23 protein-coding genes are annotated in these 26,827 nt (G+C 41.1%); 19 read left to right on the top strand and 4 right to left on the bottom strand.

Annotated elements, in window-relative coordinates; all coding sequences use genetic code 11:
• The first annotated feature begins 243 nt into the window (after positions 1 to 243).
• The 18 genes from BTO08_RS21800 (at position 244) to BTO08_RS21715 (ending at position 20,976) form a co-directional block, all read left to right on the top strand.
• Positions 244 to 858 carry a 4Fe-4S dicluster domain-containing protein gene (locus BTO08_RS21800; protein ID WP_105062619.1) on the top strand — a complete coding sequence of 205 codons (615 nt, stop codon included), beginning with the start codon at positions 244 to 246 and terminating at the stop codon, positions 856 to 858.
• Positions 855 to 2,789, top strand: coding sequence for a proton-conducting transporter membrane subunit (locus BTO08_RS21795; RefSeq protein WP_105062618.1), 1,935 nt, complete (start codon positions 855 to 857; stop codon positions 2,787 to 2,789). The genes BTO08_RS21800 and BTO08_RS21795 overlap by 4 nt, the downstream gene beginning before the upstream one ends.
• Positions 2,789 to 3,742, top strand: a complete 954-nt coding sequence (locus tag BTO08_RS21790; RefSeq protein ID WP_105062617.1) for a respiratory chain complex I subunit 1 family protein — start codon at positions 2,789 to 2,791, stop codon at positions 3,740 to 3,742. Before BTO08_RS21795 ends, BTO08_RS21790 begins: the two co-directional genes overlap by 1 nt.
• A 9-nt stretch (positions 3,743 to 3,751) precedes the next feature.
• On the top strand, positions 3,752 to 5,506 hold the full coding sequence (locus BTO08_RS21785; RefSeq protein WP_105062616.1) for an NADH-quinone oxidoreductase subunit C: 1,755 nt from the start codon (positions 3,752 to 3,754) through the stop codon (positions 5,504 to 5,506).
• Positions 5,507 to 5,514: 8 nt separating this feature from the next.
• A complete protein-coding gene (locus BTO08_RS21780; RefSeq protein WP_045132255.1) occupies positions 5,515 to 6,063 on the top strand; it encodes a formate hydrogenlyase complex iron-sulfur subunit in 549 nt (182 codons plus the stop codon).
• Positions 6,060 to 6,893, top strand: a complete 834-nt coding sequence (locus BTO08_RS21775; protein WP_045132254.1) for an NADH-quinone oxidoreductase subunit B family protein — start codon at positions 6,060 to 6,062, stop codon at positions 6,891 to 6,893. Before BTO08_RS21780 ends, BTO08_RS21775 begins: the two co-directional genes overlap by 4 nt.
• Positions 6,886 to 7,350, top strand: a complete 465-nt coding sequence (locus tag BTO08_RS21770) for a formate hydrogenlyase maturation HycH family protein (protein ID WP_045132253.1) — start codon at positions 6,886 to 6,888, stop codon at positions 7,348 to 7,350. The genes BTO08_RS21775 and BTO08_RS21770 overlap by 8 nt, the downstream gene beginning before the upstream one ends.
• Positions 7,351 to 7,382: 32 nt before the next feature.
• Positions 7,383 to 7,877 (top strand): hydrogenase maturation peptidase HycI, encoded by a 495-nt coding sequence (gene hycI, locus BTO08_RS21765; RefSeq protein ID WP_105062717.1) that lies wholly within the window; start codon positions 7,383 to 7,385, stop codon positions 7,875 to 7,877.
• Between the two features lie 277 nt (positions 7,878 to 8,154).
• Positions 8,155 to 8,703, top strand: coding sequence for a 4Fe-4S binding protein (locus BTO08_RS21760; protein WP_005366157.1), 549 nt, complete (start codon positions 8,155 to 8,157; stop codon positions 8,701 to 8,703).
• 55 nt (positions 8,704 to 8,758) lie between these two features.
• Entirely contained in the window at positions 8,759 to 10,903 is a 2,145-nt protein-coding gene (gene fdhF, locus BTO08_RS21755) for a formate dehydrogenase subunit alpha (protein WP_105062615.1), read from the top strand.
• A 261-nt stretch (positions 10,904 to 11,164) separates the two neighbouring features.
• Entirely contained in the window at positions 11,165 to 13,327 is a 2,163-nt protein-coding gene (locus BTO08_RS21750; protein WP_105062614.1) for a sigma 54-interacting transcriptional regulator, read from the top strand.
• Positions 13,328 to 13,375: 48 nt separating this feature from the next.
• Entirely contained in the window at positions 13,376 to 14,206 is an 831-nt protein-coding gene (gene fdhD / locus BTO08_RS21745; RefSeq protein ID WP_105062613.1) for a formate dehydrogenase accessory sulfurtransferase FdhD, read from the top strand.
• 94 nt (positions 14,207 to 14,300) lie between these two features.
• Entirely contained in the window at positions 14,301 to 14,888 is a 588-nt protein-coding gene (locus tag BTO08_RS21740) for a HupE/UreJ family protein (protein WP_005366124.1), read from the top strand.
• A 15-nt stretch (positions 14,889 to 14,903) separates the two neighbouring features.
• Positions 14,904 to 17,294, top strand: coding sequence for a carbamoyltransferase HypF (gene hypF / locus BTO08_RS21735; RefSeq protein WP_105062612.1), 2,391 nt, complete (start codon positions 14,904 to 14,906; stop codon positions 17,292 to 17,294).
• 18 nt (positions 17,295 to 17,312) lie between these two features.
• Positions 17,313 to 17,654 carry a hydrogenase maturation nickel metallochaperone HypA gene (gene hypA, locus BTO08_RS21730; protein WP_045128683.1) on the top strand — a complete coding sequence of 114 codons (342 nt, stop codon included), beginning with the start codon at positions 17,313 to 17,315 and terminating at the stop codon, positions 17,652 to 17,654.
• Entirely contained in the window at positions 17,654 to 18,718 is a 1,065-nt protein-coding gene (hypB, locus tag BTO08_RS21725; RefSeq protein ID WP_105062611.1) for a hydrogenase nickel incorporation protein HypB, read from the top strand. Before hypA ends, hypB begins: the two co-directional genes overlap by 1 nt.
• Positions 18,719 to 18,919: 201 nt before the next feature.
• Positions 18,920 to 20,200, top strand: a complete 1,281-nt coding sequence (locus tag BTO08_RS22415) for an erythromycin esterase family protein (RefSeq protein WP_198038521.1) — start codon at positions 18,920 to 18,922, stop codon at positions 20,198 to 20,200.
• Positions 20,201 to 20,244: 44 nt separating this feature from the next.
• On the top strand, positions 20,245 to 20,976 hold the full coding sequence (locus BTO08_RS21715) for an alpha/beta fold hydrolase (protein WP_105062610.1): 732 nt from the start codon (positions 20,245 to 20,247) through the stop codon (positions 20,974 to 20,976).
• A gap of 61 nt (positions 20,977 to 21,037) precedes the next feature.
• Here BTO08_RS21715 and BTO08_RS21710 read toward each other — a convergent pair whose 3' ends face one another.
• On the bottom strand, positions 21,038 to 21,520 hold the full coding sequence (locus tag BTO08_RS21710) for a hypothetical protein (RefSeq protein ID WP_105062609.1): 483 nt from the start codon (positions 21,518 to 21,520) through the stop codon (positions 21,038 to 21,040).
• 553 nt (positions 21,521 to 22,073) lie between these two features.
• Between BTO08_RS21710 and BTO08_RS21705 the strand changes: the two genes are divergently transcribed.
• Positions 22,074 to 22,379 carry a hypothetical protein gene (locus BTO08_RS21705; RefSeq protein ID WP_105062608.1) on the top strand — a complete coding sequence of 102 codons (306 nt, stop codon included), beginning with the start codon at positions 22,074 to 22,076 and terminating at the stop codon, positions 22,377 to 22,379.
• 98 nt (positions 22,380 to 22,477) lie between these two features.
• Here BTO08_RS21705 and brnQ (BTO08_RS21700) read toward each other — a convergent pair whose 3' ends face one another.
• From brnQ (BTO08_RS21700) to yjjG, 3 genes are all read right to left on the bottom strand, one after another.
• Positions 22,478 to 23,812: a branched-chain amino acid transport system II carrier protein gene (gene brnQ, locus BTO08_RS21700; protein ID WP_105062607.1), complete on the bottom strand. Its 1,335-nt coding sequence runs from the start codon at positions 23,810 to 23,812 to the stop codon at positions 22,478 to 22,480.
• Positions 23,813 to 24,373: 561 nt separating this feature from the next.
• Complete coding sequence (gene brnQ, locus BTO08_RS21695; protein WP_105062606.1) at positions 24,374 to 25,693, bottom strand: branched-chain amino acid transport system II carrier protein; 1,320 nt, start codon at positions 25,691 to 25,693, stop codon at positions 24,374 to 24,376.
• A 371-nt stretch (positions 25,694 to 26,064) separates the two neighbouring features.
• Positions 26,065 to 26,736, bottom strand: coding sequence for a pyrimidine 5'-nucleotidase (gene yjjG, locus BTO08_RS21690; RefSeq protein ID WP_105062605.1), 672 nt, complete (start codon positions 26,734 to 26,736; stop codon positions 26,065 to 26,067).
• Positions 26,737 to 26,827 lie beyond the last annotated feature (91 nt).

Genomic DNA, 26,827 nt, shown 5'->3' with positions numbered 1-26,827 from the left:
AATTATAAAACAGTTCCTTCTTGTTCGTCGTTTTGTGTCGACACTACTGTCGAAATAAGGTGTCGACAGTAGTGTCGATGAGCGATCATCCTATGCTTATTTACTTTTGTTAGTGATAAAAAGTGAAGAGTAGGAGAGCGCGCTAAGTATAAGTGAATGATCTTTAGCTAATAAAACACAAGAATACCTTATTGGTATGATTATTGCTTTTTGTGATGCTTTTTGCAATTAACTGGAAAGATCATGAAAAGCTTTGTTGTTGCAGATCCCGACAAATGTATCGGTTGTGGTACCTGCATGGCAGCGTGCTCCGAAGAACATAAAAAAGTCGGACTGCAAAGTCATCCTCGTCTTACCGTGGTTAAGCATGACAATGCTACGGCACCTGTGATGTGTCGTCACTGTGAAGACGCGCCTTGTGCGGCTGTATGTCCGGTACAAGCTATTTCTAAACAAGCAGATCGTGTTGTTCTTAACGAGTCGCTTTGTGTTGGTTGTACATTATGTGCAGTCGCGTGTCCGTTTGGTGCTATCGCTTTTGATGGTAGTCGACCAATCGCGATGGCAAACAGTTACGATACCTATATCCCTTCTACTCCTCGTTCTAGTAACCCATCAACGTCAATCCCTAGCACTTTTGGTCAAGATATTTTGGCATGGGAGCCGGGCGTTAAAAGTATCGCTGTGAAATGTGATTTATGTGGTTTCCGTGAACAAGGGCCTGCCTGTGCGCAAGTATGTCCAACTCAAGCAATTGTGCTGATTGATGAGAGTAAAGTGATGAAAGCACGCCACAGTAAACGTGAAAGCGCGGCTGACAGTGTCGTTTCTGTGAAATCTGGAGCTATGAACAAATGAATCCGTTAGTTTTAGTTTTATTTGCTGTGATCAGCTACGGTGTAGCGGCCCTCATTTCTTGGCTTGGTCGTAAGGATGAACGCGATAGCTTACGTTTGGCAGGTGTCATTAGTGCATTTGGAGGTGTGTTTGGTGTTTTAGCTGGCGTGTCTACCATTGTGGGTCATTATGATTCAGCTGATTTTGCACTAGCGACGCGCTGCGTGGTGAATATGGATATGCTTTCAGCCTTAATGGTGGTGGTAATATCCATAGTGACCATGGCGGCGTCTATTTATTCGATTAACTATTTAAAAGAGTATCTAGGTAAATCTGGCTGGAAAATCAATATTCTATTTAACATCTTTGCTGCGGCAATGACGGTATTAGTGATTTCAGCCAATGTGATCACTTTTATGGTGTTTATGGAAGTGGTCTCAATCGCATCATGGTTGATTGTGATCAGCGATGGTAGTTTGGCAAGTCGTAAGGCAGGTTTGAATTACTTTATTGTCGATCATATTGCTAGCTTTTTGATCATGGCTGCATTTTTGATTCTATCGATAAATGCCCATAGCTATGACTTTAGTGCGTTCACGACTACACCATTAAGTGCTGGCTTTGCATCATTAACCTTCCTATTAGCGTTAGTTGGTTTCGGTATTAAATCAGCGGGTGTTGGTTTACACGGTTGGTTAATTAAAGCTTATCCTATTTCGCCTTCGTACTGTTCTACCTTGATCTCGTGTGTGATGGTGAAAATTGGTATCTACGGCATCCTAAAATTCAGCATTATTTTCCTTGGCGCAACCCAGTTATGGTGGGGCTTCCTTATTCTTATCTTCGGTGCGGTATCGTCTGTTTTAGGCGTAATGTATGCGTTAGCAGAACATGATATTAAGCGTCTATTGGCTTACCACACGATTGAAAATATTGGCATCATCTTAATTGGTGTCGGTGTCAGTATGATTGGTATTGCAAGTCATCATCCAGTGCTTGCGCTATTGGGCTTACTGGGTGGTTTATACCACTTGTTAAACCATGCGATCTTCAAAGGCTTATTGTGCTTAGGCTCCGGCTCTATTGTGTATCGTATGCATACCAAAGACATGGATAAAATGGGCGGTTTGGGTAAGACCATGCCAAAAACAGCCATTGCTTTCCTAATTGGTACCTTAGCTATTTGTGCGTTGCCACCATTTAACGGTTTTGTGTCTGAGTGGTTTATTTATCAATCACTATTTAGCATGGGTAAAGTAGGAACCGCTGCAAATATGTTGTTTGGCCCGTTCGGTATGGTAATGCTGGCACTGACAGGTGCATTAGCTTGTATGTGTTTTGTGAAGGTTTACGGTATCTGCTTTACTGGCGCACCGAAAACAGAGCAAGCGGCGAATACTCGTGAAGTGGGCGCTGGCATGACAACAGCAACAACGATGTTAGCGATATTATGTATCGTATTAGGTGTGGGGTCTCCTTGGATTGCACCTTATTTCTCTGATATTGCATCTTCAATTCTTCATCTTGGCCCTGTTCCTGTTGCAACAGGTAGTGCGGTTTATCCGGCTGTTGCTGATCAAGCGATCCTCTCTACGCCTGTTATTGCAATTATGCTAGCGCTATTAGCACTTGTTCCTGCGTTATTGCTTTATGTGTTCCGTCAACGTCGTTTGGTACGTCGCCAACAAGGCGATCCTTGGGCGTGTGGTTACCAATATGAGCAGCGTATGACAGTTTCTGCCGAAGGTATTACGCGTCCAATGCGTCATATGTTTAGCCTTATTTATGACAACCGCCCAAAGCAATCTTTGATTGATCGTCATGTATTACCTCATTTATTTGCGGTAGCTGACGGTAGTCAACTTAATGGTCGAAAAGTCTGCATTATGTGCTGCGCGGCTGCGCTATTTGTGGTGTTGTTCTTTCCTTTCATTTCAGGAGTGAGTTGCTAATGTCCCCACTTGAAATGCCTTCTGCTAGTTGGATCATGCTAGCTGTTGTTCAGGCTTTATTGATGCTACTGCTTGCCCCTTTGGCAACCGGATTTTCCCGTGTTATTCGCGCTAAAATTCATTCTCGTAAAGGGCCGGGAGTACTACAAGACTACCGCGATATTTATAAGTTATTGCAGCGCCAGTCAGTATCACCGTCAAATGCAGGCTTTATTTTCTGGATCACACCTTGGGTAATGGTGATCACTATGTTGTTGATCGGTATGGCATTGCCAACCGTGACGCAAGTGTCACCTTTCCCTATTTCGGGCGATATTATTACCGATATTTACTTATTGGCTATTTTCCGTTTCTTCTTTGCGTTATCAGGTATTGATTCAAACAGTATGTTTGGTGGCTTAGGTAGTAGCCGAGAATTGACTCTTGGTATCTTGGTTGAGCCAATGTTGATCCTGTCGATTGTGGTTGTTGCATTAGCAATGGGTACAACCGATCTTGGTTATATTAGCCATGCGATGGCAAATGACAGCTGGCATTCACCACTAGCGATTATCTTGGCAGGTCTTGTGTGTGCATTTGCACTGTTTATTGAGATGGGCAAATTACCATTCGATAGTGCAGAAGCAGAGCAAGAGCTACAAGAAGGTCCTGTGACTGAATATTCAGGTGCTGGGTTAGCGATGGTGAAATTAGGTCTAGGTCTAAAACAGCTCGTTGTTGCTCAGTTCTTCCTTGCGATTTTCATTCCTTGGGGTAAAGCCCAATCATTAGGTTTCGGCAGCTTATTCTCAGCAACCGTGATCTTATTCATCAAGCTTTTTGTGGTTTTCTTCATTGCAGGTATTGCGGAAAACACCATGGCGCGTTTCCGCTTTATGAAAATCCACCGCGCTATTTTCCCTGTATTTTTAGTGGCCGTGTTGGCACTTATCTTTTTAATTTTTGGTTGGTAAGAAACAGTAATGACAAACAATACATTTGAACAATATGCCACTAAACCGCAATCAAATCGGATTGGCAAACAGTATGTCGATGGTGTGAATCATTTCTTTCCATCAGCCATTATTGATGAAGAGTGGCAAACGGATAATCAAGTGACCATCACGGTAAAAATGACCTCTTTGGTCGAAGTGATGAAATGGCTTTATTACGATCAAGGCGGTTGGCTGACCGTTACATTCGGTAATGACGAGCGTACCTTAAATGGTCACTTTGCGGTTTATCATGCGCTTTCTATGGAAGGGGAAGTCAAAAGTTGGGTAACGGTAAAAGTACTGGTTGATGTCAATAGCCAAGAGTTTATTTCTATTACGCCAACTATTCCTGCTGCCGTTTGGGGCGAGCGTGAAGTACGTGATATGTACGGATTACGTCCAGTAGGTTTACCTGATGAGCGTCGCTTAGTCCTTCCTGATGATTGGCCTGAAGATCTACACCCACTACGTAAAGATGCGATGGACTACCGTCAGCGTCCACAGCCTACCACTGAAACTGAAACCTATAACTTTGATAACCAGTTAGGTGATGACAGCAACCGTATTGTACCTGTTGGTCCATTACACATTACCTCTGATGAACCGGGTCACTTCCGTTTATTCGTTGATGGTGAAGACATTGTTGATGCGGATTACCGCATGTTCTACGTTCACCGTGGGATGGAAAAACTGGCAGAAACACGTATGGGTTACCACGAGGTAGCGCAGTTAACTGACCGTGTTTGTGGTATTTGTGGCTTTACTCATAGTGTGGGTTACAGCAACACGATTGAAAACGCATTATCGGTTGATGTGCCATTCCGCGCCAAGATGATCCGCACTGTTTTACTTGAAGTTGAACGTCTACACAGTCACTTATTAAACATTGGCTTATCGAGCCACTTTGTTGGTTTTGACTCAGGTTTCATGCAGTTCTTCCGTGTCCGTGAAAAGACTATGGAACTTGCAGAGCTACTAACAGGTGCCCGTAAAACTTACGGTATGAACTTGATTGGTGGTGTACGTCGAGATTTTCTTAAAGATCAACGCTTAAAAGGTATTGCGATGGTCAAAGAAGTACGCAAAACCTTTTCTGAGTTGGTGGAAGTGCTTCTAGCAACACCTAATATCGAAAGCCGTATTGCAGGTGTAGGTATTTTATCGAAGCAAGTTGCTCGTGATTACAGCCCTGTTGGGCCACTTATTCGTGCTAGCGGCTTTAAGCGTGATGTACGTATTATTCATGGACAATCTTTAGAGTCTTACGGTGATGTTCCAATGGAATTACAAACCATGGACGGCGGTGATGTGCAATCACGTGTGATGGTTCGTATCCGTGAAGTATTTGATTCACTAAATATTGTTGAATACGGCCTTGATCACCTACCACCGGGTGCAATTCTCACTGAAGGTTTTAACTACGTACCGAATAAGTTTGCGTTGGGCTTTACTGAAGCGCCGCGTGGTGAAAACGTGCACTGGAGCATGACAGGGGATAACCAAAAACTATTCCGCTGGCGTTGTCGTGCAGCAACGTATGCGAACTGGCCTACGTTACGCTACATGTTACGAGGTAACACCGTTGCTGATGCGCCTTTAATTATCGGTAGTTTAGATCCATGCTACTCATGTACTGACCGTGTCACCATTGTCGATACGAAGAAGAAGCGTAGCAAAACTATTCCATATAAAGCGATTGAGCAGTACAGCATCGACCGTAAAAATTCACCGTTTAAGCTGTAGGAGGCGTTGTGTTTAAGTTATTAAAGACCGTCTTAAAAACCGGTGAAGTAACAACCAAATACCCATTCGCACCATTGGAAGTGAATGAAGACTTCCGTGGTAAGCCAGAGCTAGATGCAGATCAGTGTCTGTCTTGTGCTGCGTGTATGCGTGCTTGTCCTGCCAATGCGTTGGTAATGGAAACTGACGAAAAAGCGGGTACACGCCGTTGGGAATTGTCGATGGCACGTTGTATTTACTGTGGTCGCTGTGAAGAAGTCTGCCCAACGAAAGCCATTAAGCTTTCGCAGAACTTTGAATTAGCGGTAACCCGAAAAGAAGATCTGTATGAACATGCGGTGTTCCAACTGGCGAATTGTCGCCAATGTGAGCGTCCGTTTGTAGCGAAAAAGCTATTGGACTATGTGCTAGACACCTTGGCACAAACTGGTGTTTCAGCTGATCAATTAGAGTTACGTCGCCAACAATTAGAAACCTGTCCTGAGTGTCGTCGTAGTAACAATATGCTAGATAGCGAAAACGTTAGCCATCTACGTTACCTTGAGGAGGAAATGTGAAAGGTATTAAACAGCTAAATGGTACAGCTCATACCCAAACTGTTCCTGTTCCATTACCGCCTAATAGCCAGAAATTAAAAGACGCACTTATTAAGCAGATTCGTCGCTCGGCGTATGTGTACCGTGTTGACTGTGGTGGTTGCAACGCCTGTGAAATCGAAATTTTCGCAGCCACAACCCCTGTATTTGATACTGAGCGTTTTGGTATTAAGGTTGTCGCATCGCCACGCCATGCCGATATTCTTCTCTTTACGGGGGCTGTGACTCGCGCAATGCGTGCACCCGCCCTTCGTGCTTATGAAGCAGCACCTGATCCTAAGATTGTGATTTCTTATGGCGCGTGTGGTTGTGATGGCGGTATCTTCCACGACTTATATTGTGTCTGGGGCGGTACTGACAAGATTGTACCTGTTGATGTGTACATTCCGGGCTGTCCTCCAACACCTGCGGCAACGATTTATGGTTTTGCGGTAGCTTTAGGTTTACTTGATCAGAAACTGAAAGCGAAAACGCACAATCCTGATGAGCAAAAAGCGAGCCTTAAACATACTGAAATTCCACTGGATATTAAGGTGATGATTGAGCGTCAAGCCCGCTTACTTGCAGGTTATGTTCAAGGCCAACGTATTGCAGATGAAGTGATGGATGTATTGGCAACCTGTAGTGCAGATAACGTTGATAGCAAGATTGCTGATTACTTAACGGAAAAAGACGATCCACGTTTAACGGAAATCGTGAATATTCTGCTAAGCAAAACCATGGCTGCATTAACCGGACAACCTGCGTGTGCGGCAGAGCAAAAAGCGTGCTGTGGAGGCGAAAATGCCTAATAGCAAGATTGCCGATTTACCTGAAGAATTAACGCAATCTCGTCACCTTGAGCAGAATGTGTATTTCTACAGCTTGGGTCGCAAGTTTGTTGATGAAAGCTACGATGTACCAGAAGAAGCCAAGCAAATTATGTACTACAGCTTGGCGATTGGTCACCATCTTGGTGTGGTCGATTGCTTAGATGCGGTATTGAAATGCTCAGGTCATGAGTACCTTGAATGGATCAGTGGATTAGACCAAAGCGGTGAAGCTTTTCGTAAAATGAAAGGCTTTCTGGTGTTTGGTGAAATCACGATTTATCCCGAGCATTTAAACATGTTGGCACTGGCGTTTGATGGTATTGATAGTGCGACTCAAAGCGAGAAGTCAAAGCAGTTAACCCACGGATTTATTGAAGCCTTAGGGGATATTCATCGCGAACCAACCATGTACATGATGATCCGAGGAGGACAGTAATTGTGTTAGAGGAAATTAACCTCTCTTCTGTCATGGGCGTAACGGTGTCGAATGACGATGTCGATCTGTCGGTCAGCAATATTGTATTGACGGTTGGTAACAGCATGATGGCAGACGATGGTGCTGGTCCATTACTCGCAAAGATGATGAAAGAGAATCCGATTGCGGATTGGAGCGTGCTGGAAGGCGGCTCGATGCCTGAGGATTGCTTACACCTTATTCGTAAAGCAATGCCGAAGCGAGTGCTGGTGGTTGATGCCGCAGATATTGGTGAAGAAGCAGGAGAAGTGCGAATTATTGATCCTGAGACTATCGTTGATATGTATGTGGTGTCGACCCACAGTTTGCCGCTGAATTTCTTAATTGATGAATTGAAGACCTTTGTGCCAGAAGTGATCTTCATTGGTATACAGCCTGCGATTGTTGCTTTTTCATTCCCTTTAACGGAAATGGTACAACAAGGTATTGAGCAAATTTATCAACAATTGCCAACTTGGCAAGGATCAGGCGGATTCACCCATTGCTAGCAGTAAACTGCGATAGTGACGATGCTTAATCGTTTGCCTGTCGATAAAGTGTCGATGAGATGTGACGAAGCGTGTCGATGATGGTTATCGATACGTATCGCACATGTTCATTGCTGTAAATAAAGCCTGATCTCGATCAGGCTTTATTTTTTTGTCTTAAATATTAATGGGTTGAGTTTTTACTGTTCAAGGTGTAAAAACTGGCATAGCTCATGCTTATAAGGTATCGCAATGCAGATAAGTATTGCGATGTATCGACATCAACAAGGGATACACCATGAACCGATTTGTTTTTGCAGATCCAAATTTGTGTATTGGATGCCGAACTTGTGAAATTGCTTGTGCGTTATCGCATCAAGCAGAAAATACGGTAGCAGGAATGGCACCATCGGATTTTGCACCACGTTTAACCGTCGTGAAAAATGCCCATGTAACTACGCCTGTAATGTGTCGTCAATGTGATGATGCGCCGTGTGCTCAGGTTTGTCCCAATAACGCCATCGTATTAGAAGATGGTTTTGTCAAAGTGATTCAATCTCGTTGTATCGGTTGTAAAACCTGCGTTATTGCATGCCCCTACGGTGCAATGAATGTGGTGACAACGATGGTTGAAGAGACAAAAGGTGCTGCGTTGTTTACGCGTAAAGTACCGCAAACCCAAGCATTAAAATGTGATTTATGTCATCACCAAGAGTCAGGCCCTTCTTGTGTTCAAGTTTGTCCTACTGGTGCGATTCGAATCATTGAACCTGAGACGTTGACTGAAACTAGCCAACAAAAACGTGAAGCAGCGGCAATGAGCGCTGTAGTAGCAACAGGTTGCTAAGGTGATTGTTTAATCACAATGCTATTGACGTTTATTATTACAACCCAAGGTTAGTATGAAGAAATCAATTGTTGTTTGTCCCTACTGTGGTACTGGGTGCAAACTAAAATTGGTTGTCGAAAATAACAAAGTAATTGCAGCAGAGCCTGCAGATGGCCGTACCAACGAAGGTCAACTGTGTTTAAAAGGTTACTATGGCTGGGATTTCCTTAACGACACCAATTTATTAACTCCACGCTTGAAGCAACCGATGATCCGCCGTACACGCGATGCCGCGTTAGAAGCGGTTTCATGGGAAGAAGCTATTGATTTTGCCGGCGAAAAGCTAATGGCAATCAAGAAGCAATATGGCCCTGACGCGATCATGACAACAGGCTCTGCGCGCGGTCCAGGTAACGAAGCTAACTATGTGATGCAGAAGCTCGCACGTGCGGTGATAGGGACGAATAACGTCGATCACTGCGCCAGGGTGTGACACGCTCCATCAGTCTCCGGTCTGGAGACAACAGTAGGTAATGGCGCAATGAGTAACGCCATTCCCGAAATTCAAAAAACAAAATGTTTACTCATATTCGGTTACAACGCGGCTGATTCTCACCCAGTTGTAGCAAGGCACATTCTTAAGGCTCGCGCTAATGGTGCGAAGATCATTGTTTGCGACCCACGTAAGATCGAATCTGCACGTGTCGCTGATCAATGGTTAGCGTTGAAGAACGGTTCAAACATGGCACTGGTTAATGCGTTAGCGAATGTCATTATTGAAGAAAACTTATACGACAAAGAGTACGTTGCAAATAACACTGAAGGCTTTGATGCGTTCCGTGAACTTGTATCTCGTTATACACCTGAAAGTGTTGAAACAACGACAGGTTTAAAAGCAGAAGATATTCGTTTAGCGGCACGTACTTATGCAGCAGCACCTGAAGCGATGATCCTTTGGGGGATGGGTGTTACCCAATACGGACAAGCTGTTGATGTTGTGCGTGGTTTAGCTGGTCTTGCATTATTAACCGGTAACTTTGGTCGTGAAGGTGTAGGTTGTGGTCCTGTTCGTGGACAAAACAACGTACAAGGTACCTGTGATATGGGTATGTTGCCACACCAGTTCCCAGGTTATCAGTCAGTAGAAGATGCCGACATTCGTGCAAAATTTGAAGCGGCTTGGGGTGTACAATTATCTGGTAAGCCGGGTTACCGTTTAACAGAAATTGGTCACAAAGTTGAGGAAGGGATCTGTAAAGCATTTTATGTTTTCGGTGAAGATCCTGCACAAACTGAAGCCGATCTTGCTGCGATGCGTGAAACCATGCGCAAGATGGAATTGGTGATTGTTCAAGATATCTTCATGACACAAACAGCAGAATTTGCTGATGTGATTTTCCCTGCGACAAGCTGGGGTGAACATGAAGGTGTATACAGTAGCGCCGACCGTGGTTTCCAACGCTTCTATAAAGCGATTACGCCACCGGGAGACGTGAAACCTGACTGGGAAATTTTCAGTTTGCTAGCAACCCGTATGGGTTACCCAATGTCTTATCAAAATACCCAAGAAATTTGGGATGAGATGCGTCAGCTTGCGCCATTATATTCTGGTGTAACGTACGAGAAGATGGAAGGGTTAAAATCTGTACAGTGGCCATGTCCAACTGAGGATCACCCGGGTACACCTTTCTTGTTTGAAGGTAATAAATTCAGTACACCATCAGGTAAAGGTCAGTTTATTGCTGCGGAATGGCGTGCGCCATTAGAGCAACCTGATGCTGAATACCCGTTAGTATTATCTACTGTGCGTGAAGTAGGCCATTACTCTTGTCGTTCAATGACGGGTAACTGTTCTGCATTACAGACATTGGAAGATGAACCGGGTTATGTGCAGATGCACCCTGATGATGCGCGTCAGTTAGGTATTGACGATCAACAATTGGTTTGGGTTTCATCACGTCGCGGTAAAGTTATTTCACGTGCAAACTATAATGAGCGTGTAAATAAAGGCGTGGTATACATGACTTACCAATGGTGGATTGGTGCATGTAATGAATTAACCATTGAGCATGTGGATCCGATTTCAAGCACACCTGAATTTAAATATTGTGCCGTTAAGGTAGAAAATATTGAAGATCAGTCATGGGCGGAAAATTACGTACAAACAGAGTACAGTAATTTGAAAGCACGCTTGAAGAGCCATGTTGTTAATGCTTAATAACAAAAAATGAGTGTATTTGTTTATTTTATTATTCAAATAAACCATTAATGAAAATAAGGTTTCCAAGATAGAATATTGTATATTTTAAATTTGGAAACCTTATATTTCATTGCTTTGCTGTATATTGCTACTAGTCATTCATATCGCTCAAATAATTAGCGTTCACTCTATTTTTCATCATTAGTTTGCATTTATATTTATTGTTTATTGATTGATATCAATACTTGGTTATTAAAATGGTTGAGAATTGTATAACAAATGCTTGAATTATTACTCTCTATTCGAGCGACATTATCAGCAAGAGTTAATGCCAACATGGAACGCTTTGAAAGTGATTTGATGACTTTTTCTAAAGCCTTATTATCAATCAATGATATTTCAGGCGTAATGGATTTTCTAAACAATGAAGATCTATTATTTATCAATGTTGAACGTGTAAATCTACTTTTAAAAAATGATCTTGATAGTCAACCAAGCCTTTACTACCTTGATCAAGATAAACAATGTCAGCAATTTGATTATACAGGCGCAAGCATTGGGCTGCATGGGGTTACCATGCGTGACTATTGCCATCAGATGGATGGTGAAACGCTATATCAAACTTTTCCTCAGCTAGAAAGTCATCCTGCGTATGACTCGGTTTTTAATTATTGCAAAATACCGCTATCTATTTGTAATCAACCTTTAGGTGCTATTGAATATATTAATTTAACAATGCCTGATGATAGTGAGAGCGAGAAGCAATTCAAATTATTTAATAATATGATTTCAGCAATGATTGAACATATTATAGAGCACCAAACTGCATCAACGTTTACTGAAAAACTAACAACTGAGAAAAACAATTTTCAGGTTCTGGTTGATGTGACGAATACTGTTATAAGTCAAAGTACAAAAAAAGAATTGATAGGCTCATTATTACGCTTTTTATATCAGCATTTTGGTATGACTGATCTATCCATTATTCAATTACAAGATGGACATTACAATCAGCATTCTGCTTGTTTTATTAATAATGAAATTGATTATCAATGTCATTTCTTTACCAATGATAAATTAATTAAAAATGCAATTAAGTATAATCAACCGGTATTTTTAAATGCGATAGATATTAAGAAAATGCAGGATGATGATAATAGCCCGTATTTTCCTTGTCGTGTTAAAACCGCTTGTGTTATGCCACTCGTATTTAGAGGCATTGCAGTGGGTTACATCAGTTTTATGAAGCCTAATGAAGCCCCTTATAAAAACACGGATCTTGAGTTATTTAAACAGATAGCTGCACGTGTTGCCTTAGCAATGCATAGTATAAAAACACATCAAGCGAGCATTCCAAATCGACCAATAACTAAGTTTGTAAACATTGATGAAGGAATGGGTGAGCACGTTATTTTTGACGATATTATTAGTCAAAGTGAAGTGATGAATAAAGTCCTTGAACAAGTCGCCCTTGTTGCTAGTTGTGACAGTACGGTGCTGATTTTAGGCGAATCGGGGACGGGAAAAGAGTTAATTGCTCGTGCTATCCATAAGTTAAGCCTACGTAGCAAAACGGATATGGTGAAGATGAATTGTGCCGCCATTCCTGCTGGCTTGTTTGAAAGTGAATTATTTGGTCATGAACGTGGCGCTTTTACTGGTGCTATTAGCCAGCGTGTTGGTCGTTTTGAGCAAGCGCATAAAGGTACGTTATTTTTAGATGAAATTGGCGATATGCCTTTAGAGCTTCAGCCTAAATTACTACGTGCATTACAAGAAAATGAAATCGAACGTGTGGGTAAAAACGCATTAATTAGTGTTGATGTGCGAATTGTTGTTGCCACGAATGTTGATTTATTACGCCGTGTGGAAGAAAAGAAATTTCGTAATGATCTTTATTATCGTTTAAATGTTTTTCCTATACAAATTCCGCCATTGCGTGAACGTGCTGAAGATATCCCATTATTGGTTAAACATTTTACCCGTGAATTAGCCAAAAAAATGGGCAAAACGATCACCGTAATTGCAGCAGAAGATTTAGCGGTTATGAGCGCATTCCCATGGCCGGGCAACGTTCGTGAATTGCGCAACTTTGTTGAACGCTCTGTGATTTTAACGCGTGGTAATGTGCTTAATGTCCCTGTTCATGAGTTAAAAACAACGACTCATTCTGTCAGTGTACAAATAGAGAATGTGCCCCCTGTAGGATTGGTTAACCCTAAAGCTGAAGGTGATATCAATACGTCAGAATCAGCAATTAAAGGTGACGTAGTTAAACCCATTATTGGTAAAGAAGACGTCATCAAAGCATTAAAGGCTTGTCATGGTGTGGTGGCAGGGCCGAATGGTGCGGCAAACCAATTAGGACTGAAACGGACAACCTTGTTATCTCGAATGCAGAAAATGGGGATTAATAGCCAAGATTTTCGAGGTGGTATCTGATGCGTTTTATACCAGCCTACATTTTTATTTAATTATAGGATCACTATTTTGACCACTCTTGATGTGCAATCAACCGATGCCGTTAGTGATGCTTGTCAGCGTCCGATCATTCGCTATCGCAAAGGAGAAAGCGATTTTAGAGAGATGGATTTCATTATTGAAGAAACGCCAGTGGCTCTTGCGTTTAATGGCGTTGCGTACACCGTGATGATGTGTACCCCTCACGATTTAGAGCAGTTTGCGATAGGTTTTTCATTGTCTGAAGGAATTATCGATCATCACCGTGATATTCACGATATGGTGATTACCCATCATGATAATGGGATCAATCTTGATATTACGGTTGCTAATCGTTGTGCTGAGCGTTTAAAGCAAAAACGTCGTTCATTAGCGGGCTTAACGGGCTGTGGTATTTGTGGTGAAGAAAAATTGGAAACCGTATGTCGGATGCTAATGCCATTGCCGATGACAGTTGAATTTGATTTAAGCCACTTAGAGCAAGCGTTACAGCAATTACTTGAACACCAAGCTCTTAATCAACTCACTGGTGCTGCACATGCGGCGGCATATATCGACGCTAATGGTCAATTACTCGCAACATTTGAAGATGTTGGTCGCCATATCGCGTTAGATAAATTAATTGGTTATATCCATCAACAGCGTTTATCTGGCGGCGCTGTGTTAGTTACCAGTCGCGCTAGTTTTGAAATGGTACAAAAGGCGGCCTCAGCCGGTGTTGAAGTATTACTTGCCGTTTCTTCTGCAACAAAAATGGCCGTCGATTTAGCGGATCGCTTAAATATGACGTTATTAGGGCATTGTCGCCGCGGCCGAGCCGATGCTTATTCTCACCCAGAACGTGTTTTTGGCATGATTTGATCTCGTGCTTTCATCGTACTTGACGCTTAATCATCGCGTGAAGTGTTTTATAACTCTCCGGATTTCCGGTTACTTTTATTAAGAAGATATTAATATGAAAATGAAACATCTAATGTTGGGCTTGCTAACTACTTCTTTTTCTCCTCTTGCTTTAGCACACCCAGGTCACATTGGTCCTCACGCTTCTGCGTTCATGAGTGGTTTTGTTCACCCATTTACTGGCATGGATCACCTAAGTGTTATGGTGGGTGTGGGTCTATTAGCGGCAATGATGGGGGGGAAAGCGATTTCACGTCTACCTCTTGCTTTCATCTCAATCATGATTGTTGGTGCTGCATTAGGTGTATCAGGTGTTGTGATCCCAGGTGTTGAACTAGGTATTGCTGTATCTGTGATTGCAATGGGCGGCATGCTATTAGCGGGTGGTCGTATATCTGCGAAAGTAGCGACAGGTGCGGTAATGGCATTTGCATTATTCCACGGTATGGCTCACGGTATGGAAATGCCTTTAGGCGCAACGGCTGTTGAGTTCTTTATCGGTTTCGTACTAGCAACGGCAATTCTACACGCGTGTGGTGTGGTATTAGGTAAAGCTATTGCGGCTTCAGCTGCTAATCGTCGTGTTACTAATGTCCTAGGTGTCGTTATGGCGGCATTTGGTGGCATCTTAATGCTGTCTTAATTCAGGGCAGTTAGCGTGACAGACAACATTGCACGACAATATATTCATATTACCGGCATTGTACAGGGGGTCGGTTTCCGCCCCTTTGTCTACCAACTAGCGACACAACATGCGCTAGTTGGTTCGGTGATCAATGATTCAGAAGGGGTGAAAATAGATGTGCAAGGCTCTCTTGATACATTAACTATTTTCACTTCGCAGTTAATCGACCAAGCGCCTCCTTTAAGTCGCATTTATGATGTGGCAATTCGCACTTTATCGCTATGGTCTGAATTGGAAAAGCCGAATACCTTTGGTATAGAGCAAAGTCAGTGCCGTGAAAGCACAACGGTATCTATTTCACCAGATCAAGGGCTTTGTGATGCTTGTAAGCGGGATATTTCCAATCCAGATTCTCGATACTTCCAATACCCATTTACCAACTGTACCCATTGCGGTCCACGTTACAGCATTATAAAAGCGCTACCTTATGATCGTGCAGTAACCAGTATGCAAGACTTTTCGTTGTGCCCTGATTGTGCCAAGGCATATCAAAATCCAGTCGATCGTCGTTATCATGCTCAGCCGATTAGTTGTGACTGCTGCGGCCCTTGGGTAACGCTTTATGATGCACAGCAACGAGTGAGAACGAGTGCAGAATTACCACTTGTTGCAACTAAACAAACAGCGATTGAGCAGCTTGCGCAAAAGATTAAAGACGGCGAAATTGTTGCAATTAAAGGCATCGGTGGTTTTCATTTAGCGTGTGATGCCACTAACGCTCAAGCTGTGGCGAGTTTACGTAAGCTTAAATATCGTCAGTCAAAACCGTTAGCCATCATGGCGGCAAGTGATGACATTGCTCAACAATTCGTTGAAGGTTGTGATGCTGAATGGAGAGCATTAGCAGCGCAAGCTAGACCTATTGTTCTCATGAATAAGCGTTTAGATATTGTTGTAGAAGAAGTAACGCGAGCAGATGACGTATTAGCTGAAAATGTAGCTCCGAATGTACCGTATCTAGGAATCATGCTGCCGTATACGCCATTGCATTATTTGTTGTTTGATGAATTAAAAGCAATAGGTGCGACAAGTGCACTTGTTATGACCAGTGCGAACTTATCAGGTATGCCTATTGCCACTGAGTTAGCTCAAGTCTGTACTCAATTTTCAGGGAATATCAGCGGTATTTTAGATCATAATCGTCCGATTGAGAGTGCGTGCGATGATAGCCTTGTACATTATGCTGGCGGAAAGATCCGTGTGCTACGTATGGCAAGAGGCTATGCGCCTGTGAGTCATTTCGTTACAGGTAGCAAGCAAAGTACAGGCAATATCACCGTAGCCTTAGGCGCTGAGCAAAAATCAACCATAGGGTTAGCATTACCTCAGCAATGGCTAATATCTCCCTATATTGGTGATTTAGATGATCTCGATACAGAGCTGCGTTATCAAGAAACCTTTAACCATTTAACAGCGCTTTATAATGTTAAGCCACAGCAGTTGGTGTGTGATAAACACCCTAATTATCATTCCTCTCAATTTGCTGAAAAATACCAAACCCAAGCCCATTTGGTCACACCACTTTTAAAGGTGCAGCACCATCATGCCCATGTATTAGCAGTGATGGCTGAGCATAATTTAACGGAGCAGGTTTTAGGTTTTACCTTTGATGGGACTGGTTGGGGTGACGATCACACCGTGTGGGGAGGTGAAGTCTTACTTTCTACACCACAAAGTTATCAACGTGTCGGACATTTACGTCAATTTCGCTTAATTGGAGGCGAAAAAGCGATAAAAGAGCCTGCTCGTTTGTTATTTGCCCTTTTATTGGAATGTTACTCAGTCGATGCGATTAAAGCGATGCAGTTATCAGCCTTTAAAGAGTGGAGTGATATTTATTTTAATAATTTATACCAATTATGGCTAACAGGCAGTCAATCGCCTTATACCTCATCGATGGGACGTTTAATTGATGCGTGGGCAAGTTTGTTAGGTTTGGTTGATCGCGTTGATTATGAAGGTGAATGTGGGTTGAAACTCGAACAAGCGGCAATGAAAGATCGATGCCATCAACCTATTTCTTTTGCTGTTGATGCTAATGGTGTGATTGATTGGCAACCACTTTTTGAATATGCATTACCACTGTTAAGTTTAGTTGCCGATGATTATCGCCCAGCATGGCGAAATTGTTTGGCGCACAGTTTTATTAGTGCCATTGCTGACGTCATTGTCACCATCGGACAAACTTATAAGCCATTACCGATTGTTTTAGGCGGTGGGGTATTCCAAAACCGTGTATTAGTTGATGAAGTGTTTGAAAAAGCCAGCGCGCACAGTTTATCCCTTTTTTGTGGTGAATCACTCCCTACTAATGATGCATCTATTTCAGCAGGTCAGTTGTGGTTTGCCATACATCAAAAATAAAAATGAAGAGATCTCGTCATGCATGAATTATCACTGAGTATGAATACGGTAGATACCGTGGTTGAACAGGCGAAAAAGCAAGGCTTCCATCGTGTAACTCGAGTGACATTATCGATTGGGACATTATCGTGTATAGAGCCCCATGCATTGGCAACAGGATTTGAATTTGCAACACGAGGAACTATTGCAGAAGGCGCGAAGTTAGCCATTGAGTCTGTACAAGCTCAAGTTTGGTGTATGGAGTGTCAGCGCTATATCGAAATGGATGAGCGTGGTGTCTGCTGCCCTCATTGCCAAGGTTATCAGCTTAAAGTTGAAACCGGTGACGAATTAATGATAAAAAATATTGAGGTAGAGTAATGTGTAATGTATGCGGCTGCGGAGATAGCCATGTAGAAGGTGTCGATCACCATCATCATGGTTCTCACCACCACGATCATCATGGGCATAGTCATCACAATGACCATCACCATGATCACGCGCACTCCAATGTTCATAAAGCGAGTAATGAACAGCCTGTTGTGATCCATCATCACTACTATCATCAAGGTGATGTTCACCATCATGTACATTACACGTTACCCGCAACATCGCACCATGAACACAGCCACCCACATCATCAACATTCTCACCATGACCATGCATCGCACGAACATCACAATCACGCTCATGATAGCAATGGCCATCATCAGCCTGAAACCTTAGATAAAGGTGATTTGCACTACGGTAAAGGCGAAGCTGAAGTGCATGTAGCTGGGGTTTCTCAACGTCAACTCCTGACGTTAGAGATGGATATTCTAGGTAACAACAATAAACTGGCTGAACATAATCGCGAGCATTTCAAAGCCAATAAACAGCTTGTGCTGAATCTAGTATCAAGCCCAGGCTCTGGTAAAACGACCTTACTTACTGAAACCCTGATGCAGCTAAAACAGCAGTATCCATGTGCGGTGATCGAAGGGGATCAGCAAACCTCTAACGATGCGGATCGTATTCGTGCTACCCAAGTGCCCGCTATTCAAGTTAATACAGGAAAAGGCTGCCATTTAGATGCACAAATGGTGCACGATGCTTATCATCAATTAGCAATGAATGAGCCAGGTTTCTTGTTTATCGAAAATGTCGGTAATTTGGTGTGCCCTGCGAGTTTTGATTTAGGTGAAGCATGTAAAGTCGCGATTTTGTCTGTTACTGAAGGTGAAGATAAGCCGCTTAAATACCCTAATATGTTTGCTGCCGCTGACTTAATGCTGATCAACAAGGTCGACCTATTGCCGTATGTTGATATCAACATTGAAGATTGTATTGCTAATGCACGAAAAGTGAATCCCAATATTCAGGTCATAAAACTTTCAGCCAAAACGGGTGAAGGGATGGATGCGTGGTTAAATTGGCTGACTGAGCAACTTCAACAACATCAATAGTTATTACGGTTCAGTAGACATTTAAAACCACAGGTTCATGAAAAGTGCCTGTGGTTTTTTATAAAGATGCGCACAAAAGTATGAATTAAAATGTAATGCCCCTTATTTACCTTCCTCTCAATTCACATCCTCCGTGTTTAATTTTGCTATACCTCATTGCTTAATAGATATTTCTATAAAATTTCCAAGCAGGGATCTGCAATGCATAAATATGGTTGGCTTATCGCATTTTTATTGGCTGGGTGTAACTCTTCAAGTTCTGATCAAAATCCCTTACCCGTTAGTTATCAATCATTAAAGACTACTGATTTTAATGAAGATACCAGTGACTTATCGTCTTTTGTGAGTACGGTGAAAGGCTATGACATGGTGGGATTAGGGGAAAGCTCTCATCAAGGTAAGAAAACATTTAGCTATCGAGCAAGGATGCTAAAAGCATTACATGAGCAAGGTGATCTTGATTTCATTGCAATGGAGTCAGGTTTATATGATGGGCTTACGGCATGGCATAATTACTTAACGGGTAAACAATCTTTTATTGATGCCGTTACAGGACCTGATGCTAATTACTTATTTATGTATCGCTTAAGTGCTGATTTAGCACCGCTATTTAATTATGTAAATAATGTTGATCAAAATGATAATCCCTTATTGTTAGTGGCTTATGATGCAAGGATAAATAGCGACCCCGGTTGTAGTGTGATGTTTGATGAATTAGAAATGTATTTAACAGAGCAACATTTACTTCTGGATGAGTTTGCAACGATCAAAGCTATCTCTCCTAGAATGATGTGCCCTTGGTCTTTTGAACAAAAATATGTTCAGTCAGATCATGATTTGCTTATTTCTGCATTGGTTAAATTAGAAACTTTGCTTGCGCAGCAAAAGCAACATGAAATTGTTCCATTATACGAACACCAAAATCCTAGAGATTTTAGACATTACGCCTCATTCTGGCTACAGATCGCAAAAAGTCTTCAAGCTCATGCCAATACAAATTTAAATAATCTTAATCATGTTTATGCGGATTTTCAGTCTGCAGACAATATCCGTTGGCTAAGAGAAGAATGGTTTAATGTAAAAGGGCAAACCGCGGTGTGGGGACATAATATTCATGCAACCCCGCTAGATAACTCAGTTATTGATGCTACACAAACACGCTATCCGGATGTGTCTATTTATAGTGTGATGGATATAACGCATTCTGGTTATCGTGCACCATTTACTTCTGATACCACTAAATGGGCGACAGATGTAGAGAATATAGTAACGACGAAAGGAACTGTGAACCATCGTTTATTTGAATCAGGATTACCAGATTCATTTATCGATTTAACGGGGTTGAATAATGATGAGAAAGTGTATTTTGAGTCGATTCAAAAGATAACACCCTATACAGGCAAACTCCAAGTTGCAGCACCATCTTCATTGATGGATGGTATTCTATTTATTCCTGTTGAAGAGCCGACGGTTGCAAGGTAAGCCATTCATTATTGTTATATTTCTAATTAGAAATAAGGGTAAATATGATTAGTTCTAAAGGTATCGAGTACCATTACATTACAAATACTTACGCTAAAGATTGTGTAGTGATCAATACGGGAGCTAACGTTACCATCGAAGATAACCGATGGTTACAAGATGAGTTAGCAAAGCGTTACAGTGTACTTTTATTTAATCGAGGTGGTTATGGCAGAAGTCCACTCAATACAAAGGTAAGGACACCAGAGGTTGTATCTCAGGAGTTGCATAGTTTACTTATAGAGTTAGATATTAAAAATGCCATTTTGCTTGGTCCATCCTTGGGGGGACTTTACGGTCGATATTTTAACTATAAATACCCTGATTTAGTTAAAGCCTTGGTGGCTGTTGATTCGCCAATTAGCTTTATTTTTGAGAAAATTGAAGCGCATCTTCCAAAAGATATTAAGCAATTCGTTCAGCAAGAGCTTTCTCTTTTAAAGTCAATAAATCCCGTTGTTGACTCTGAGCTGCTGGAGGTAACTAAGTTGGAGTTTACGGACTTTTCTTATCATCAAAAGCCTGTACTTAATTTTTATAATACCTATTTAGGAGATGATGCAGAGTTCGTTAGTCAGTTAATTGTTGATGTTGCTAAGCAAGAAGCAGAAAAAGAAGGTTGCGTTAGATTGGCATTTTCAGCAACAGGACATGATATTATTTCTAATGATTTGGATTTTTTCTTGGCAACATTTCATCGTTTTATCGATGATATAAATAGTGACTCTAAATTTTAAATAACACAGTGACGTTAAGTATCTGCTTTGATTGAAGCCCTGATAAACAGGGCACTATTAGTTACTTTTTATAAATAACAGAAATGATATCTTCAGGTTGCTGATGATTTAATTGTGCTATTTGTACAATGGACTGCTTAGGATTATCAATTGTAAAACCAGCCAATTTTATTTTATCTATTAAGTTATCAATGGGTTGATGAGTTAGCTCTGACATCAACGTAATTGGAGCATTATCGATAGAATCAAACAATGCGACAGAGATATTGTTAGACTGTTCGACTTCTTTATCGCTTTGGATCATTGCGATACCCAGTAATAAAATAGCCGCCATCATTACAATGTTATTCTTACGTGATAAGTGCTTGATAATTGAGTTCTTATATAAGAAAGCATGCCCGAGAACGGCAATGACCATTAAGATGCCAATCCACTCATGCATAAGAACAATATTTTTCGAATTAATATCTAAAAATAGGAGAGAACCAGAAGTTAGCACAAGTAGTGCACAAACGAGTGTTAGTGGCGTCCAGTATTTTTTCATTTGATCTACTTTTAGTGTTTATAAAGACAGAGCAAAAAGTAGCATGATTAAGCTTTGCTCATTTTCGTTTGAGCGCCAACATCATCATTCTTTACGCCATTCCTATGAATAAAGACATTCTCTAAATTGTGTATCTTGAATAAGGTGCAACATTCATTAGCCTGTTGATTATTGATGCAACTAAGCAAGTTGCGTTAGATGGTTTTTTTCTCGATAGGACATGACACAACGGCTAATGATTTGGGATTTTTATTGGCAACACTTCATCGTTTTATCAGTGGCTTAATAGCTTCTTAATAGGATATTGCTTCGATAGTTAATTTCAGTAACGTTAAATTACAATGCCTATTAATTAAGTGTTATTTTTACAAGGAATTAACTTGGTGCTTTATGAGAGTGATCTTCTTCAAAAGAATAACTGTCGAGGTTAATTAACACTACCAATTTTTTTGTTTATCTATAGAATTCCGCGCAACTTCGCTAATGGCATTTCGTTGATAGTCATATTTCGCCTGCAATTAGTGACACATTTTGATGCTATGAATAGTCTACGATGAAAACTAAAATCTTACTGCTTGCTCTACTGCTTTCTGGCTGTGATATGACAGCGACTCCTTTTACTCCACCTTCTACCAACGATATCGAGCAGTGCCAAATTTTGGTAACGAATACAACGCAATATGCTGCTGAAACCATTATTGCCAATGATTTTGAAAATAAATCTGAAAGTAACCGAGGCTGGGTGTTTGTCGATCACATAAAACCGGCTCAACGTGGTGATATTAACTTTCGTTGTAATTTAGAGAAAAATAAAGTGGAAGTATGGGCACCGGGTGCCGCAATGTGGAATGAATTGTAATACTTTCATTGCTAGTGCTTAAAGTTAAGCTTAGCTTTCTGCTTATATAGTAAAACTACAGTAAAAAAACGGCGATACCCCAATATCGCCGTTTTTTATTAATCGTTATTTGCCGTTTTTAATCGGTAGTCAACACGTCCAAACTTTTTCTCTGCACTTGCTGTACGACCAATCATCGCCGTTGTAATTAACATGAATAAAGACGGCAATAACCAACCTGCATGTGCGTTGTAAAGCGGTAATGTATCGCTGAAAAAGTCACCGAGTTCTTTTGGCATCTTACCTAAGATATTAATAGCATCAATAGTACCGAAAAGCGTCGCTGTGATCAGAACCGCACTGTGTGTAAGGCGTGAAACGGTAAATGTTGATGCCGCCAATGATGCTAAGACTAATGCGATGGCAACCGGACAAAGTACAAGGATGGCAGGTAAGCTTACTTTTAGAATATCGTTTAAACCAAAGTTTGCGATAACCCCTGTTAGCACAACAATGATTGTTGCTGTGAAACCAAATGAAGCTTTAAACGTATCTTGGTAATATTCAGCACACGCATTGGTTAAACCCACTGTGGTGGTTAAACATGCCATTAAGATAATAGCGGCTAATAACCATTGACCATAATGACCAAACTCACCTGCAACGTAACGAGTTAAGATCACGCTACCATTAACACCATGTTCAGCAATCGTTGATGATGTTGCGCCTACATAGCCCATAATGATGTAACAAGACGCCATTAACGTGGCGTAAATTAATGCTACTTTAATGGAAGTTGATGCAATACCTTGTTGTGTTGTAACACCCTTAGCTTTTATTGCATGAATGATCACCCAGCCGAAACCGACAGCAGCAATGGCGTCCATCGTCATGTAACCTTGGATCAAACCACTTGTAACAGCACCGACTTGGTAATCACCAGATGGAGCAGCAGGTGTACCGAGAGGGCTAAGAAATGCAGCTAAGCCTAATCCACATAATAAAATAATCAGTGCCGGCGTCATGATCTTACCTATGTAAGTCACAAGGTTCCCTGGTTTAAATGCAAGAAATAGGGTAGCTGCAGAAAAAATGATTGAAAAAGCAACCAAATGGTCATTAGTAAAAAATGGTTGAATACCCATCTCATAAGCAACAGTAACGGCGCGAGGCATACCAAATGCAGGGCCAATAGCGGTAAAGAGTAATACCCAAAAAGTTGTACCTAGCCACTTAGGTAAAGCCTTGGTTAAATTATTGGTATTACCAATTCGACCTAGCACAATAATAGTAAATGCGGGTAAGCCTACGGCAGTAATTAAAAAGCCGGCCATTGCGGAGGTCAGAGAAGTACCGGCATCTAACCCCATTGCTGGTGGAAAGATCAAGTTACCTGCACCAAGAAAGAGGGCAAATGTTGTGAGACCGAGTACGAAGATGTCTTGTGTTTTCAAATGTAGTTCCTGCATTTTTGAAGTTATAGACAACCATCGCGATTAATGCGCAATGAGTTAAACGTCCATGATTGAAATCGTATTCCGCAGGTTTGCTGAAAGAAGATATTTGACTTGATAGTATCCTCCGCCAGCTCGGCTGACGGAAGCTTGCCCGCCAGCCTAGCGAATAATCACTAGGATAATAGCGGTAATAATTCGTGTTGTATGTTTTATATCAACAACAGAAGCCTCGCTCCAATTAGTCAATTGGCTCGATGCTAAGTTTTTTCGTGTTTTATGTTCGCTTAGTGCTGAATACATAACTTAACAACTTCTGTTTTGTGATTGAATTAACGCTTACAACATATAAAGAAAACGTAGAGTTGTAAACGAATTTTTTATGGTATGCGTTTTATTGTGACTAAATAAAACCAATTAACTAACTAAAATCATAATGATAGGTAAATATATGAGCATTTACGCAGAATTTTGTATTTTTATGCTTCTATATAAATGATGGAAGGCTGTAGTAACGCTGATATTGAAGCTATACCAGTGGCATAGCTTCAATTCTTTATGTTAGCCGATAGCAACTGCATTTCGATTACGTTGAATAATATGAATCACTTTACTGCTAAAAATGGTTACTAGAACAGGGAGTAGCCATGACGCATGAGCATTAAACAAAGGTAACCATGCTGTTAGATCTTGATGAATAGCGGAAGGGATTTTACCCAAAATGTTTAGTGCATCAATACTGCCAAATAACGTGGCGATAATGACGATCAGTGTTTGGCTCATCGAGAATTTACGCTTTTCGTTACTCACAGTGTTCGGCATAAAAATAATGGCGATGATGAGTGATACAGCGATAGGGCATAAAATCAAAATAGCAGGTAGGCTGACTTCAATAATCGTTTCTAAGCCAACATTAGAGATAATGGCTGTTAAGCTCATGATCACAGCGGCACTGATTTTAAAAGGGACGTTATAGGTATTCTTGTAATATTCGCCATTTGCATTGGTTAAGCCAATGGTTGTGGTTAAACAAGCCATTAAAGTGATAGTTGCTAATAAAATTTGACCAAATGTACCAAACTCACCAGCAGCATAGCGCGTTAAAATTTCACCGCCATTGGTTGAGTTGGGAGCAATAGAAGAGGAAGTCGCACCTAAATACCCCATAGCTAAATAACACAAAGACATCAGTAATGCGTAGATACCAGCAATACGCAATGTATAGTAAGAAATCGCTTTGTTACAGCTAATACCCGTACTACGAATCGTTTGAATAATCACCCAACCAAATGCAACCGCTGCGATAGCATCTAATGTCATGTAACCTTGGATCATACCGTTAACCGTCGGTGCTGATTTATAAACAGCATTGGCATCTGTCGGAGAGCCCAATGGGTTAATCAAAGCGGCAATCACTAAGACTGCTAGCATCACGATTAATGCAGGCGTCATTACTTTACCAATATAGCTAACTAACTTACCGGGCTTCAGTGCCAAGATTAAGGTTAATAAGCAAAATAGAACTGAAAATAGCATTAATCCGTTTCCGTGGTAGAAAGGTTTAATACCCATTTCATAGGCTACAGTTACCGCCCGAGGTAGAACAAAGGCTGGTCCAAGAGTCGTTAATACTAAAAACCAGAAAGTACGATCCATCCAATGTGGTAATGAGGCAGTGAGTTTATCTGCAGATGAGAGTCGACCTAAAACGATCAGTGTTAAGGCTGGTAAACCAACGGCGGTTAGTAGGAAGCCTACTATGGCGATTAACCAGTTTTCACCGGCTTGTTGTGCCATCATAGGTGGAAAAATAAGGTTTCCTGCCCCTAAAAATAAGGCAAAAGTCATAAATCCAATGGCGGCAAGTTCTCTTCTCTTCAAACGGCGTACCTTCTAAATGAATGGTCAGTTTGGCTGGAAGATAAAAAGGAGAGTTAACATATCCGCCAGCAATAGTAACTGACGAATAAGCTTAAACGTCAGCGTTATTTGACGACGACGACAACAGAGACAAGCGCAATAGTATTCATAACAAATACAGTAGAAGATACTGCTAAATTGTTGTGATTGATTGAATACATAATTTATGCGCTCGAATGAAATAATTGACCCAAAACTAAAGCTATTTAAGATGATTGTAAAGTGATATTCGGCAATTATTCGTATTTAATACGGAATGAACAGTGTATATATCGCGAATATAAAATAAAAATTCGCGATATATATCAGTTATCAGATTTAACTTGTTGTTTCTAAGCTAATATTTTTTCAAGTTCAGCCAGTGTTGATACTTGATAGGTTGGTTTTATATTTTCAGGTAATAATTGGTTTTGATGGTTAAACCAACATGTATCTAAACCTGCATTAATACCACCTAAAATATCTGACTGTGGGTTATCACCTACCATAAGTACAGAAGTTGGCGCAGGGTTACCCATTTTTTCAAGACTATAATCAAATATACGGCGATCGGGTTTAGCGACGCCGACCTGCTCTGAAATAACAAGTAGATCAAAATAATCGGCTAGTCCTGTTTTTTCTAAGCGGATTTTTTGCAGTGCAGTAAAGCCATTAGTAATAATGCCTAATTTAACTCGACCATTAAGAGAACGAATTAGTGATGTTGTCCCCGGTAATACTTCGCAAATATCAGCCATCGCTTGCATGTAATCATCATTAAGCTGTTGCTCTGTTGTTTTTAGTTTTTTTGCCCATTCCCGAAAACGTGTTTGTTGAAGCTCACTAGCTGAAATATCGCCATTTTGATATTGCACCCATAATGGACGATTAATTAACTCGTATTGTTTGAAGTCAGCGTCACTAAAGGCGATATCATAACGAGAAAACATGAGCTGTAGACCTTTAAAAGCGTCAAAATAGAACAGGGTTTCATCAGCATCGAAAAGAATCCAATCGTATTTCATATGTATCATCGCCTTATAACATCTATATAAAAATCATCGAGTAGCGCGCATATTACACTATAGTGAATGAATAAAAAGTGTGATTTTAGGT

Origin of the sequence: Photobacterium angustum (assembly GCF_002954615.1) — a bacterium.
Taxonomy (GTDB): Bacteria; Pseudomonadota; Gammaproteobacteria; order Enterobacterales; family Vibrionaceae; genus Photobacterium; species Photobacterium angustum_A.
This window is presented reverse-complemented; position numbering and strand designations above follow the sequence as displayed.